This window comes from Ciceribacter sp. L1K22, assembly GCF_017599385.1.
In the GTDB taxonomy this organism is placed as follows: domain Bacteria; phylum Pseudomonadota; class Alphaproteobacteria; order Rhizobiales; family Rhizobiaceae; genus Allorhizobium.
On the sequence record NZ_JAGFPK010000001.1, the window covers coordinates 3,203,426 to 3,217,507 of the forward strand.

General features: G+C 61.2%; 15 protein-coding genes. 2 read left to right on the top strand and 13 right to left on the bottom strand.

From position 1 onward, the window contains the following. Positions 1–4: 4 nt before the first annotated feature. Together J5J09_RS15920 and J5J09_RS15925 are read left to right on the top strand one after the other, a co-directional pair. Positions 5–3,331: an efflux RND transporter permease subunit gene (locus J5J09_RS15920; protein ID WP_208552154.1), complete on the top strand. Its 3,327-nt coding sequence runs from the start codon at positions 5–7 to the stop codon at positions 3,329–3,331. Positions 3,332–3,648: 317 nt separating this feature from the next. Continuing rightward, positions 3,649–4,374, top strand: coding sequence for a Crp/Fnr family transcriptional regulator (locus J5J09_RS15925; protein ID WP_208553607.1), 726 nt, complete (start codon positions 3,649–3,651; stop codon positions 4,372–4,374). Between the two features lie 60 nt (positions 4,375–4,434). On the opposite strand, the gene ureG is transcribed toward J5J09_RS15925, so the two are convergent. The 13 genes from ureG to urtE all read right to left on the bottom strand — a co-directional run bounded on the left by ureG (position 4,435) and on the right by urtE (position 14,044). Then, on the bottom strand, positions 4,435–5,046 hold the full coding sequence (ureG, locus tag J5J09_RS15930) for an urease accessory protein UreG (protein WP_208552156.1): 612 nt from the start codon (positions 5,044–5,046) through the stop codon (positions 4,435–4,437). A 32-nt stretch (positions 5,047–5,078) separates the two neighbouring features. Then, positions 5,079–5,780, bottom strand: a complete 702-nt coding sequence (locus J5J09_RS15935) for an urease accessory UreF family protein (RefSeq protein ID WP_246745857.1) — start codon at positions 5,778–5,780, stop codon at positions 5,079–5,081. Continuing rightward, complete coding sequence (locus J5J09_RS15940) at positions 5,761–6,210, bottom strand: urease accessory protein UreE (protein WP_208552158.1); 450 nt, start codon at positions 6,208–6,210, stop codon at positions 5,761–5,763. Before J5J09_RS15940 ends, J5J09_RS15935 begins: the two co-directional genes overlap by 20 nt. A gap of 71 nt (positions 6,211–6,281) precedes the next feature. Beyond that, positions 6,282–7,136: a GGDEF domain-containing protein gene (locus tag J5J09_RS22885; RefSeq protein WP_208552160.1), complete on the bottom strand. Its 855-nt coding sequence runs from the start codon at positions 7,134–7,136 to the stop codon at positions 6,282–6,284. A 481-nt stretch (positions 7,137–7,617) separates the two neighbouring features. Next, positions 7,618–9,330 (bottom strand): urease subunit alpha, encoded by a 1,713-nt coding sequence (gene ureC / locus J5J09_RS15950; protein ID WP_208552161.1) that lies wholly within the window; start codon positions 9,328–9,330, stop codon positions 7,618–7,620. A 3-nt stretch (positions 9,331–9,333) separates the two neighbouring features. Further along, positions 9,334–9,957 (bottom strand): Urease operon accessory protein, encoded by a 624-nt coding sequence (locus J5J09_RS15955; protein ID WP_208553609.1) that lies wholly within the window; start codon positions 9,955–9,957, stop codon positions 9,334–9,336. Between the two features lie 31 nt (positions 9,958–9,988). Further along, on the bottom strand, positions 9,989–10,411 hold the full coding sequence (locus J5J09_RS15960; RefSeq protein ID WP_208552162.1) for a lysozyme inhibitor LprI family protein: 423 nt from the start codon (positions 10,409–10,411) through the stop codon (positions 9,989–9,991). A 30-nt stretch (positions 10,412–10,441) separates the two neighbouring features. Beyond that, on the bottom strand, positions 10,442–10,747 hold the full coding sequence (locus tag J5J09_RS15965; RefSeq protein ID WP_208552164.1) for an urease subunit beta: 306 nt from the start codon (positions 10,745–10,747) through the stop codon (positions 10,442–10,444). A 15-nt stretch (positions 10,748–10,762) separates the two neighbouring features. Continuing rightward, on the bottom strand, positions 10,763–11,017 hold the full coding sequence (locus J5J09_RS15970; protein WP_208552165.1) for a DUF1272 domain-containing protein: 255 nt from the start codon (positions 11,015–11,017) through the stop codon (positions 10,763–10,765). Positions 11,018–11,021: 4 nt separating this feature from the next. Next, the gene (locus tag J5J09_RS15975; RefSeq protein WP_208552166.1) at positions 11,022–11,324 is read right to left on the bottom strand and encodes an urease subunit gamma; all 303 of its coding nucleotides are present in this window, start codon (positions 11,322–11,324) and stop codon (positions 11,022–11,024) included. A gap of 26 nt (positions 11,325–11,350) precedes the next feature. Beyond that, the gene (locus J5J09_RS15980) at positions 11,351–12,169 is read right to left on the bottom strand and encodes an urease accessory protein UreD (RefSeq protein ID WP_208552169.1); all 819 of its coding nucleotides are present in this window, start codon (positions 12,167–12,169) and stop codon (positions 11,351–11,353) included. Then, positions 12,112–13,251, bottom strand: coding sequence for a polyhydroxybutyrate depolymerase (locus tag J5J09_RS15985; RefSeq protein WP_208552171.1), 1,140 nt, complete (start codon positions 13,249–13,251; stop codon positions 12,112–12,114). The genes J5J09_RS15980 and J5J09_RS15985 overlap by 58 nt, the downstream gene beginning before the upstream one ends. 97 nt (positions 13,252–13,348) lie before the next feature. Further along, positions 13,349–14,044 (bottom strand): urea ABC transporter ATP-binding subunit UrtE, encoded by a 696-nt coding sequence (gene urtE, locus J5J09_RS15990; RefSeq protein ID WP_208552172.1) that lies wholly within the window; start codon positions 14,042–14,044, stop codon positions 13,349–13,351. Between the last annotated feature and the right edge of the window lie 38 nt (positions 14,045–14,082).

The following is a 14,082-nucleotide window of genomic DNA, read 5'->3' on the forward strand; positions in this document are numbered from 1 at the left end:
GACGATGAATTTCTCCGCCTGGGCGATCCGAAATCCGATAGCGCCCCTACTTGCGTTTGCACTGCTGGTGTTTCTCGGCATCCAGTCGTTCTTTGCGCTGCCGATCACCCGTTTCCCGAACATCGACGTCCCGGTGGTTTCGATCGCCGTGACACAGAGCGGCGCCTCGCCGTCCGAACTGGAAATGCAGGTAACGAAAGAGGTCGAGGACGCCGTTGCCTCGATCAGCGGCGTCGACGAAATCACGTCGACGGTGACGGATGGTCTTTCGTCCACTGCGGTCCTGTTCCGCATTGAAAAGCCAACCGAAGAAGCGGTACAGGACGTCAAGGACGCAATCGACAGAATTCGCGGTGACCTGCCGGCCTCGGTCGACGAACCGATCGTTTCGAAGGTGGAAGTCGAGGGACAGGCGATCCAGACCTTTGCCGTATCCTCGCCCAATATGACCCTCGAAGAACTGTCGTGGTTCGTGGACGACACCATCAAGCGTGCGCTTCAGGGCCAGCCCGGCGTTGGTCGGATCGACCGTTACGGTGGCGCCGATCGTGAAATCCGCATCGCTCTGGATGCCGACAAGCTTAACGCGCTGGGGATCACGGCACCCGATGTCAACGCCCAACTGCGTAGCGTCAACCTCGACCTCGGCTCGGGGCGTGGCCAGGTGGGCGGCAGCGAGCAAAGCATCCGCACGCTCGGCGACGCCCGCAATGTGGCGGAGCTCGCCGAGACGACGATCGCGCTTCCGAGCGGACGCTTCGTCAAGCTCTCGGATCTTGGCACCGTCCGGGACACGTATGAAGAGCCGAAGTCCTTCTCGCGGTTCAATGGCGAGCCGTCGGTGACCTTTGCGGTGTTCCGCGCCAAGGGCGCGAGCGAAGTCTCCGTCGCCGAAACCGTGGCAGCCCAGCTTGACCAGATCCGGACCAACAATCCGAACGTCAACATCCAGATGGTCGACGATGCGGTCTACTTCACCTACGGAAACTACGAGGCGGCGATCCACACCCTGATCGAGGGCGCGATCCTTGCCGTCATCGTGGTTCTGATCTTCCTCCGCAACTGGCGTGCAACGCTGATTTCGGCCGTCGCACTGCCTCTCTCCGCGATACCAACCTTCTGGGTCATGGATCTGCTCGGCTTCTCGCTGAACCTTGTCAGCTTCCTGGCTCTCACGCTTGCGACCGGTATTCTCGTCGACGACGCGATCGTGGAAGTCGAAAACATCGCCCGCCATATCAAGATGGGCAAGACGCCCTACCGCGCGGCGCTGGAAGCGGCTGACGAAATCGGTCTCGCCGTTATCGCAACGAGCTTCACCATCATCGCCGTGTTCGTGCCGGTGTCGTTCATGCCGGGCATACCGGGCCAATACTTCATCCAGTTCGGCCTGACGGTGGCAATATCGGTGTTCTTCTCATTGCTGGTGGCGCGTCTTGTTACACCTTTGATGGCCGCGTATCTCATGCGCGCCGAAGACGCGATGGACGACCATAGCGACAACGACAGCGCGCTGATGAAGGCCTATACAAGGCTCGTCACCGGAACGACGAAGCGCTGGTACATGCGTTACGCGACGCTCGGCGGCGCGATTCTCTTCCTGATCGGTTCGATGATGCTTCTGGCCCAGGTGCCCGGCAGCTTCCTTCCGCCCGAAGATGCATCGCGCATCACCTTGTCGATAGAACTGCCACCCAACGCCACACTGGACGAAACGGCGGAAACGACGACTAAACTCTACGAAACAATCCGCGCACTCGACGGTGTCGAAAGCGTGTTCGTGCTCGGCGGCGCCTCACCGAGGGGCGATCTGGAATTGCGTCGCGCGACGATCAACGTCATTCTTGGCAAGATCGAGCATTCGCTAGTCAAGACGCTCGTCAACAAGGGTCTGGGATCGATCCCCCTTGTCGGCGAATACCTGCCGAAGATGCCGGTTGAGGGTCGCGAGCGTCCACAATGGGACATCGAGAAGGAACTCTTCGCAAAGGTGAGTTCAATCCCGGATGTGCGGGTGACGAAACTCAACGATCGCGGCGAGCGCGAACTGTCGTTCAACTTCCTTGCAAGCAGCAGCGAGGAACTGGACGAGGCCGTGGCCAAGCTTGAAAGCCGCCTGCGTGCTTCACCGATCCTGGCCAACGTATCGTCGGAGGGCGCCCTGCCCCGCCCGGAACTCCAAATCCGGCCGCGCAAGGACGAGGCCGCCCGTCTCGGTATTACGCCGCAGCAAATCTCCGAGACGGTCCGCGTTGCTACCATCGGCGATGTGGATGCGGCTTTGCCGAAGATCTCGCTCGATGACCGCCTGATCCCGATCCGCGCCCAGGCGTCCCTCGACGTCCGTCGCGACCTGCAGGCGATCCGCAACCTCAAGATCAAGACAGCGACGGGCAATACGGTTCCCCTCTATACGGTCGCCGACATCGACTATTCAGAGGGGCCGAGTTCGATCAAGCGCAACAACCGCAGCCGCGTGGTGTCGATCGGCTCCGACGTGCCGCAGGGGACTGCCCTGGATACGGCCAGTGACGAGTTCAAACGCATCGTCGAGGAGACAGACCTGCCTCCGACGGTTCGACTCGCCGAGAGCGGTGATGCCAAGATCCAGGCCGAAATGGTCCAGGGCTTCGCGAACGCCATGCTGCTCGGCCTGCTTCTCGTCCTTGTGGTGCTGATCCTGCTCTTCAAGGACGTGATCCAGCCGTTCACCATCCTGTTCTCCCTGCCGCTCGCCATAGGGGGCGTGGCGGTGGGCCTAATCGTCACCAACAATGCGCTCTCGATGCCCGTTCTGATCGGCATCCTGATGCTGATGGGCATCGTGACCAAGAACGCCATCCTGCTCGTGGATTTCGCGATCGAGATGCGAAATCACGGTCTGGAGCGGGTTCACGCCATGGTGGAGGCAGGCCGCAAACGTGCTCGCCCGATCATCATGACGTCGATCGCGATGTCGGCAGGCATGTTGCCCTCCGCACTCGGTGTCGGCGAAGGCGGATCGTTCCGCTCTCCGATGGCGATCGCCGTGATAGGCGGCATTATCGTCTCGACGGTGCTGAGCCTTCTGGTCGTGCCCGCCTTCTTCCTGATCATGGATGACCTCTCGCGCGTCCTCGGTTGGGTGTTCAGCCGGATGGTCGGGAAGAAGGAAGAGGAGCAACTGGCAATGAACTCGGAGGAATTGACGCGTCTCGCCCAATCGAACCGCGAGAACCTCTCAGTGCTGGAAGCCAGACTCTCCGAAATCGAGGCCCGCAACCGCCCAGAACAGCGGCGCAGCGACCAGAAGAGCAATGTCGTGACACTTCCACCGCTCGCCGCGGAGTAGACCCGCGTACTCACCTCCTCAGAAGCCGGGCCTAGCCCGGCTTTTTTCTTGCCGCACCATACCGTATTTTCGCGAAATGCTCACAAACGGTTGATCGAAATCAACCCGCCGGCATCGCGGGCATCCTATTCTCAACGACTGAAATGGGCGACAGAGCACCGTTTCGAAGGCAACGATCGCCATGGGATCGGGAGATCGGCTTCTCCAGACGCTTGGTGTCGTGGGTCGCGCGAGGCGAAGCAGGTTCAAGGCAAGGCCAGACCTCGCCGCACCTGCGGTAAGGCCACCGGACATCGAAACGCGTGATCACGACCGGGATGAAGCGTGGCGCTGGGCGCCAGGGTGGGAGCCGTAGGAACGTGAACAAGATACTGAAGTTGAATACACGCGACAGAAACATCCTCCTGAAGACGCCGTTCATGGCCTCCCTTGGCCCGACGGCGCTCGCGCAGATGCTGGAGATCGCGACCGTCACCAACTACGAGGCCCGGGACCTGTTGTTCCGCGAGGGAGAGCACGCCGAATACTTCTTTTGCGTCCTGAGCGGCTATGTCCGCTTATACCGTCTGAACAAGGACGGCCGCGAGGCGGATATCCGGGTCTGCGGCCCTGGCGATACCTTCGCCGAATGCCTGCTCGCCGTCGGCGACACCTATCGCTACAACACCCAGGCCGCCGAGAACGTGACTGTCGCCCGGTTCGAGCTCGACAAGGTTCGCGCCCTTGCGGAGCAGGAAAAGGATGTGGCCAAGGCTATCATCCAGTGCCTGTCCAACTATCTCCGCTCGACCATGGATATCGTTGCCAACGACCGGCTTCAGACGGCGCCGCAGCGGGTCGCGCATTACCTCCTAGACCATTGCCCGCAGGACAGCCCCTCCGCCTCCATCAGGCTCCCGTTCCAGAAGAGCCTGTTGGCCGGAAAGCTCGGCCTGGCGCCGGAGGCTCTCTCCCGCGCCTTTTCCTCTCTGCGCCGCGCCGGTGTGACGGTGCGCGGCAGGGTCATTCAGATAAGCGACGTCAGTGCCCTCAAGCAGATCTGACGGACGATTTACTCTCCCTGGTAGACAGCTTTCGGCCGCCACTCCGGCGGCCTCTTTTTTTCAGATACCGCCGTGCGTCACCAGGAAGTCGACGATCTCACCAAGCCCATCGCCTCGCTTCATGTCGGTGAAGACGAACGGGCGTCCGCCGCGCATGCGTCGCGCATCCCCGTCCATCACATCCGTGTCGACACCGACATAGGGTGCCAGGTCCTTCTTGTTGATGACCAGAAGGTCTGACCGCGTGATGGCGGGTCCGCCCTTGCGGGGGATTTCCTCGCCCTGGCAGACCGAGATGACGTAAATGCTGAGGTCCGCAAGGTCGGGCGAAAAGGTCGCTGCGAGATTGTCGCCGCCCGACTCGATGAACACGATGTCGAGGTCGTCGAAACGTCGTCCGAGCTCGGCGATGGCCTGGAGATTGATCGAGGCATCCTCCCGGATCGCCGTATGGGGACAGCCGCCGGTCTCAACCCCGATGATCCGGTCGGATGTCAGCGCCTGCATGCGCACAAGCGCATCAGCATCCTCGCGCGTATAGATGTCATTGGTGACCACAGCTACCGAGTAGCGATCCCTGAGCGCCTTGCAGAGTTTCTCTGTCAGCGCCGTCTTGCCAGAGCCCACCGGCCCGCCGATACCGACCCTCAAGGGTCCGTTTTCCGATTTCATCGTCTTCTTCCTTTCGTCGCCCCGGCTGATCCTCAGGACCTGAACAGCCGCACAGGCTGCGTTTCATGACGAAGCGACATGATGTCACCTATCATGGTGCCGCTGCCCAGATCGCCTTCCTCCGCAAATACCAACACCTCGGCGATGCGTTTGAGCAAATCCTCGGTCGCCGACTGTATGGCGACCGCCTCCACCTGTCCGATCACGCCAAACCGGATGGCGACGGAGGTAGCCTGCGCGATATAGGCCTGCAGGAACGCAAGAAGCGCCCACTCCACCGGCACGCCATGAGCACCGGCGACAGCCCCAACCGCGACCGGATAGGGCGCGGGATCTGGCAATCGATCCAGCACCGCCTCCGGCCATGCCCTGACCGCCGTTACAAAGGAACTGCCAAGACCTAGGCTCTCCGCATGCCGTTCCCGCGAACCGGCAAGTGATGTGGCAAGGTCGGCTAGTGCGGCGAGCTCTACAGCGTCCTCCTGACATCGATGCGCGAGCGACAGAAACAGGGCGTCCGTCCGCGTCGCACCGATCTCTAGAGATGAGTGTACCCAATCCCGCAGCGAGGGCCCGTCGGACACCAGCCGGTCCGCGACCGCGCGCTCCAGACCGCCGGAATAGGCGAACGTGCCCACAGGAAAGGCGGGAGAAAGCCACGCCATCAGGCGAAGGAGAGCTTGTCGCTCCCCTATGTCGCCGCGCGGCGGGCTCTCACCCATGATGATGACCATGGCCGTGATATGCCCCGCGAACCGGTTGGAAACGCTCTTCCACCTCCGCGACCACCCCACCCAAGCCGATCAGCATCTCGCGGATCACATGATCGCGGAGAATGAGGATGCGATCGTCTTCGATTTGCGCCGACAGGTGACGATTGCCCAGATGCCAGGCAAGCTCGATCAAGTGAAGACGATCTCTTGCTCGTATTTCGAGCAGTTTTTCCGGCTTCGCCTCGATCTCCACAACGGTCCCGTCGTCCACCTCCAGCAAATCGCCATGGGCGAGCAGCACTGGCTCCTTCAGATCGAGCATGATCATGCTGTCATCCGCAAGATGCAGCAGCTTGCGCCTCAGATGTCGCTCGTCATGGGAGAGTATGATCTTGCCGGCCACGGGACGCATGCCCGCTCCGGCTGTCGAAATCGATGTTACGCGACGCATGGACTGTCCTTTTGCACTGCAGTCAAACATGCAAAATTCACGCCAGCGCCGCAACCGGCAAATGCCGTAGATCAGGAGAGCGACACGGCGGTTCTTGTCGGCGGGACGACCTCCATCGATCCCGCCTCCCCTTCGTCGCGACGGAAGGACAGCGCCAGCTCGCTCTCGTGCACCACCCGATTCCGACCGGCGGCTTTGGCAAGGTAGAGCGCCCGATCGGCGGACGAATAGACGATCTCTCCACGCCGTTCGCCGAACTCGGCGACGCCGACCGAGATGGTCGTGGAAATGGCAACATCCTCGAAAGCGACTCTCTGCTCGGCGATCCGCTGCCTCACCCGCTCGACAAGCTCGATACGGCTTTGCATATCGCCGCCACGGATCACCACGCCGAATTCCTCGCCCCCGAGTCGAGCGGCGACATGCGGAGCGCCGAACACTTCGCGAATGGCTGTTGCAACAGAACGGATCACCGTATCGCCAGCCAGATGTCCATGACGGTCATTGATCGCCTTGAAACGGTCGAGATCGAAGATGGCGAGCGAGGCGTTCTCTTCTCCCTGCGCCAGCAGCTCGGAAAACGCGCGTCGATTGAGAAGACCGGAGAGCATGTCGGTGCGGCTGAGACGTTCGAAACGCGCGCGGGACAAGGTCAACTCCCGCATGGCGCTACCAAGGGCGAGAGCCATCAGTCCGGACACGGCACCGCCGATCAACCACGAAAAAAGAACAGACAGCAAAACCGCGTTGCTGAAATCGGGCGCGAGGCCGAGCACATGGTTGACCGGCAGCACGACCAGGCAGAGGGCAAACGACAAAAGAACGGCACGAAAAGCCATCTTGAGGGCAAAACGCCGAACGCCGCCGCGCCGTTCGAATTCGGCGAGATCGACCTTCAGGGAAAACCATTTGTTGAGGCGTTTCACGGGGCGCTCCTCGTTCCTCCGACGGCCAACGGATAAGGAGCTTCTCTTGGCGTTCTCCTAATCGAAACGTTAAAAAGAGAACGATTTCGGACAAAGTTTTCAGGTCGCTTCTGAAGACCGCGTGCCGATATTTAAAGTAGTATATTCGAATAAAAGAATGCGCGTTGGATTTGTTGAGGAGCTACCGTAGCTTACGTATTTTGCCGATATTTCGCGGCGTCTTCGACGAACCTCTGCAACCGGATTTGACCGCAACACCACTTTTGGTATGCGTCTTTCTTTTCCACAGAAAAGCGCAGTTTACGCTTCGGTCCGAAGCCGAATTTCTTAATCTCTTAAAGCGTTGAGACGCTCAGCCGCGTATCGATTGTTAACGATAGCTAACTCCAAGGGAGGACATCTGGCCGGCGACTCACGCAGACCAATACCTCTGACGACATCCGCTGGATGCCGTCAGCCGCCAATGCCAGCGGAGTACCGATCAAAAGAGGAAATACCGCTGCGCCATCGGTAGCACCGTTGCCGGTTCGCAGGTCAGCAATTCCCCGTCCGCACGGACCTCGTACGTCTCCGGATCGACCTCGATCTCGGGCGTCAGATCGTTGAGGATCATCGACTTCTTGGAAATGCCACCGCGTGTATTCTTCACTGCGACGAGTTGCTTGCCGACGCCGATCCGCGAGGCGAGGCCTGCATCGATCGAGGCCTGGCTGACGAAGGTGACGGACGTGTTGGTGCGCGCCTTGCCATAGGAGCCGAACATCGGCCGATAGTGCACCGGCTGCGGCGTGGGGATTGACGCGTTCGGATCGCCCATGGGAGCCGCCGCGATCATGCCACCAAGCAGAACCATATCAGGCTTTACGCCAAAGAAGGCCGGGTTCCAGATCACGAGGTCGGCGCGCTTGCCGATCTCCACCGAGCCGATCTCGTGGCTGAGGCCATGCGCGATTGCAGGATTGATCGTGTACTTGGCGATATACCGGCGAACCCGGAAATTGTCGTTGTCGCCCGTCTCCTGCGCAAGCCGGCCGCGCTGGCGCTTCATCTTGTCGGCGGTCTGCCATGTACGGATCGCCACCTCGCCGACGCGGCCCATGGCCTGGCTGTCGGACGAGATGATCGAGAAGGCGCCGATGTCGTGCAGAATATCCTCGGCCGCGATCGTCTCCTTGCGGATACGGCTTTCGGCGAAGGCGATGTCTTCCGGAATGGATGACGACAGGTGATGGCAGACCATCAGCATGTCCAGATGCTCGGCAATCGTGTTGACGGTGTAGGGACGCGTCGGGTTGGTCGACGACGGGATAACGTTCAACTGGCCGCAGATCTTGATGATATCGGGCGCATGACCGCCACCCGCACCCTCGGTGTGGAAGGCGTGGATGGTGCGGCCGCGGATCGCGCCGATCGTATCTTCCACAAAGCCGCTTTCGTTCAGCGTATCGGTGTGGATCATCACCTGAACATCCATCTGGTCGGCGACCGACAGGCAGCAGTCGATCGCGCCGGGCGTCGTGCCCCAATCCTCGTGCAGTTTGAGAGAAGTTGCGCCGGCGAGCACCATCTCCTCAAGCGCGCCGGGCAGAGAGGCGTTGCCCTTGCCGGCGAAAGCCAGGTTCATCGGGAAGGCGTCAGCTGCCTCGATCATGCGGGCGATATGCCAGGGACCGGGCGTGCACGTGGTGGCAAGCGTACCATGCGCCGGCCCCGTGCCACCGCCCAACATGCAGGTGAGACCGCTCATCAGGGCCTCTTCGATCTGCTGCGGGCAGATGAAATGGATATGCGCGTCCATGCCGCCGGCCGTGACGATCTTGCCCTCCCCGGCGATCGCCTCCGTACCGGGGCCGACGATGATGTCGACACCAGGCTGCGTGTCCGGGTTTCCGGCCTTGCCGATCGCGACGATGCGGCCGTCCCTGAGGCCGATATCGGCCTTCACGATTCCCCAGTGATCGATGATCAAAGCATTGGTGATGACAGTATCGACAGCCCCGTCCGCGCGTGTCACCTGGCTCTGCCCCATGCCGTCGCGGATGACCTTTCCGCCGCCGAACTTCACCTCCTCGCCATAGGTCGTGTAGTCCTTCTCGACCTCGACAAAGAGCTCGGTATCGGCGAGCCGCACCTTATCGCCTGTCGTCGGACCGAACATCGAGGCATAGGCCGCGCGGGACATCTTGTAGGGCATGGTTCAGGCTCCTTGGGAGGGGGAGGATGAGGACGGCAGGCGCTGCAGGCGCCCGGCGGCGATATAGGTTTCGATCAACCGGCGTTCCGCCGCGAAGGGATGGCCATCCCAGCCGGTATGGCCGAAACCGGCAATGACGATCTCATCTCCGGCGAAGCCGAAATCGCCAAGAATATGGGTCACGACCACCATGCCGCTGCTCGGCACCACATAGGGTCCCGGCTCATGGGCGGCGAGCGCCACGTCCGCAGCCTCGTGCACGGTCGCTGGAATGACGCGGTGCGCCTTGCCGGACTCTTGAGCGAATGTTGCAAAGTCCGCCGTCCGGTCGTCACAGAAATCGTCGAGCTCGGGATTGGTGATCGCGAGTTGCGGTCGCAACGCGGTGAACTTCTCAGGATCGCGTACGGACCAGATTTCGCGGGACCCGACGACGGCAGGACTACCCCGCCATTGTTGCGACGTCACCATCGCATGCGCGGGACGGCCGGTATTGCAGACGGCAACGACATCGGTTCTTCGACCGGCCGGGCCGAGATTCCGACTGTCGTTGAAACGGATGACGAGGTCGGACAGGTCGATCATCCTGTCCGATCCATCCGCCACCGGTCCGTTTCCAACGATCATGATGCGCCTGCCCATTCAGTTTCCTGCCGTCTCAGTAATTTTCGACCAGGCTTTTCAGCTCCTCGGTCCGCTCGCGGGTCATTTCCGCCAAGCATGAGGAATACACCATCGGCGCCATCGAACCGCCCTGCACACCGAGTTCCTCCACGTCGCATTGCGTGTCTCGATACTTGAGCCAGGCCCGCTGGCTGGCAAGCAGAGCTTCCTCGGCACGCGCAATCATGTTGAGCGTCTTGAACCCCTCGTCCCAGTCCTTGGCGGCTTCCTTCGTCAACACCCACTGCGCGTTCAGAGCGGCATCCGCTTCCTCGTAGTCTTTTTGGGCGCAAACATTCATATCGTGTTGGGTCATGGCATTCTCGCAATCCACCTGCGGCTCGTCTTCGCCGACGGCGGGACCCTCAGCGAGCATAACGCAGCCACACAACAATAGCGGCAATACGTACTTCAGCATTCTTTCTCTTCCCGCTCTGGATCGCACATCTTAGAGCGCTCCCATGACCTGCTGCCGGAACCCATAGACCGCGCGCTTGCCCGACAGCGGGATCAGCGTCACCTGTCGCGTTTGGCCCGGCTCGAAACGAACGGCAGTACCTGCCGGAATGTCGAGCCGCATGCCGCGCGCCTTGTCGCGCTCGAAGGACAGCCCGGCATTGGTTTCAAAGAAATGGTAGTGACTGCCGACCTGCACGGGCCGATCGCCCGTGTTGGATACCTCAAGTGTCACCGTCGGCAAGCCACTGTTAAGTTCGATGTCGCCGTTCGCGGCAATGATTTCACCGGGGATCATGGCTTCTCCTCACTCCTAAGCGGCCGTACGGGGCTGACATCCCTCGGCCTTGAAAATTCGTACTGTCGATGCAGGATTGTTGACGAGCTTACTCGCCGGCCGGATCGGTCTGCGCACAAGTTCGCCGCCGCAATTCGGGCAAACGCCCTCAAGCACACCCGTCGCGCAATCGACGCAGAAGGTGCATTCGAAGCTGCATATCAGCGCATCCCGGCTCTCCGGAGGCAGGTCGCGGTCGCAGCATTCGCAGTTGGGACGAAGATCCAGCATGGTCTCACCTGATCGGTTCGTGCACGGTCACCAGCTTGGTGCCGTCCGGAAAGGTCGCCTCCACCTGCACGTCGTGGATCATCTCGGCAACCCCTTCCATAACCTGGGCGCGGGTTATGACATGCGCACCGGCCTCCATCAGGTCAGCCACCGCCCTGCCGTCGCGCGCGCCCTCGACGACAAAGTCGGTGATCAGCGCGATTGCCTCGGGATGGTTGAGTTTCACCCCCCGCTCCAGCCGGCGCCGCGCCACCATGGCCGCCATGCTGATCAGCAGTTTGTCCTTTTCCCTCGGCGTCAGGTTCATGACCGCTCCACTTGTTTTTCAGGCTCTTACAGATTCCAGACTTTCGGCACAGACGCGCCGCCGCGCAAGACGGAAATGACCGGGATCAAGGTTTTTCTGAGTGTGAACCCATCCTCGGCGACGAGACGCACGACGAGCTTGCCGTTCCACTCACTCGCACCGCCAAAGCTGTTGCCAAGCGCGCTACGCACTGTTGCCAGATAGGCTTCACTCTTGGGACCGGCATAGAGAACTGTCGCGAACGCAACATGACCGCGAAGCACCGGCGCTCGGGCGACAAGCTCCGCCACCGCCCCTTGGAGGCGCAGGTCTTCGGCATGGATGAGACGTCCGTCGCGCCGGATGCGCCAGCGGTCACGCACGAGGCCGGTCTCCATGGCCTCGCCCATCGCCTTGCGCCCGAGCAGAATCGCCTCGACGGCAAGAAATTCCGCATCAATGGCCAGATCGACGTCAAGATGACGCGTCAGGGACGAACGGTCGAAGAGAATGGACTCCTGCGGCAGCCAATGGACGCGCGCGCTTTCGCCGACCTCAATCCGGGTCCTTATCTCTGCGGTATCCTCGGCGGCCTTGTAGATCTTCTCGCACGCCTGAGTCGTGGCGGTGACGAACGTGCCGGCGCCGGCGCTCACATCCCAGTTGAAGCGATCACCGCCGGTCATGCCGCCGGCGGTGTTGATGAACACCGCCTCCATCTCGTTCGAAAACGTATCGGGGAGCCGAATCTTGGCGGCCCCCTCCTGATAGAGCTCGGCGATCCGGCTGCGTCCGCCGAGCGCCTTTGCTACAAGTCGCCCACGACCGCGGGCTCGCTGCTGGCTGATCCGAGCGGCTGGTTGCACGTATTCCCCTGTCCGCCCGTCGAGTCCAGGCTGGCGTTCTTGGCGGTCGGGCAGCCCGCTTGTCCCGGCTGGCCCGCAAGCAGGCCGCCACCCGAAGTCTGGAAGAAGTCCCACATTCTTCCCGTCGCATCAACCTCACGACTCGGCTGATTGTCGGTCGAGGCGAGTTGGAATAGCAGCTTCTGGCTTGGCCACGAATGCCCTGCATCGGCGATCACATAGGACATGACGCCGACACCATTCTTGCATCCGGCATAGCTGGAGACGCTGATCTCCTCACCCTCGGCAGTCATCGGCTTCATGTCGCAGCCATTGAGCTCCGCCCAGCGCCCCACCGCGACCTTGCCACCATATTGCCAATAGGGCTTTCCGCCACCCGAGAACGGATTGACGTCATCCTTGAGACCGGAAAACGCGATAATCGAGATCGGCCTGGCAGGTTTGCAGGTATCCGGACGCGGGCGCCAAACACCCTCTTCCTGTTCCGGATAACCGGCGCGCAATCCCATCATGAAACCAGCCGCGGCAAACTCCGAATTACCATTGCAGATGAACTGCGACAGCATCCGCCCTCCGCCTGAATAGCCGGTCGCATAAATCCGGGTCGGGTCCACGCAGAAGGTTTCCTTGGCATAGGCGACCGCGTCCCGGATGAACTGCTCTTCGTCGAGACCATTCTCCTCGCTGACGCCCGGCAGAGGTTTCACTCCCGGCACGTTCCAGGCATGCGCACCCTTGAACGATCCGTCTAGGCTGCCCTGAAGCGCGATGACGATGAAGCCCTCGCGCTCACCGATCTCGTCCCAGTGGCTCCGGTTCATCTGGCCATCAGGATGGCTATTCGACCCGTGGAAGTCGAACACCAGTGGCATCTTGCGCTTTCCGTCATAGGCCGACGGAACGAAATAGACGGCGGAGCGTTCTACACCGTCAGACATGATCTTAAGGTCATGGCGACCCGACTGGAAAACCGGGCCGCAGCCAGCGGCAAGAGCCGCAGAATTGACGAGTGTCACAAAAACCGTCGCGAGCACGACGCGAACCCACGCCGGCTGACGGAAAAAAACCGCGCTGGTTGTCATCGATATGCCTTCTGTTCGCAGATGTGCGGAAAGTACCACGACACCGTGCAGCATCAAGCGTACATTCTTGTCAAATCAACAAGCCAGCCCTGCAACATCAGACGGTCAGATGCCTCCGCGCCTCCGCCGTATCCAGCGTTTCCGCCGGCCCTTCATGCACGATCTCGCCGCGATCCATGATGTACACGTGGTCGGCGAGTTCCCTGCAGAAATCGAGATATTGCTCGACCAGCAGGATAGCCATACCGGTGGAATCCCGAAGATACCGGATCGCCCGTCCAATATCCTTGATAATCGACGGCTGGATACCCTCGGTCGGCTCGTCCAGGACCAAGATCTTCGGCCGCGTCACCATGGCCCGCCCGATCGCCAGTTGTTGCTGCTGCCCCCCGGACAGATCGCCACCGCGTCGGCCCAGCATGGTCTGCAGGATCGGGAACAGGCTGAAAATCTCGTCGGGAATGAACTTGTCCTTTCGCGACAGCGGCGCGAAACCGGTCTCGAGGTTTTCCCTGACCGTGAGCAGCGGAAAGATCTCCCGCCCCTGCGGCACGTAGCCGACACCACGCCGCGCCCGATTAAACGGCGCCAGCCCGTTGAGCGCCTCTCCCTCGAAGCTGATCGATCCCGCCGAAATGGGATACTGACCGGTCACCGCGCGCAACAGCGACGACTTGCCGACGCCGTTGCGTCCGAGAACGCAGGTGATCTTGCCCATCGGAGCGCTAAGGCTGACGCCGCGCAAGGCCTGCGCTGCGCCATAATGAAGATTGACGTTATCGACTGTCAGCATTGGAAAGCTCCAGCGGCTGGACCTGAACGGAAGATGGC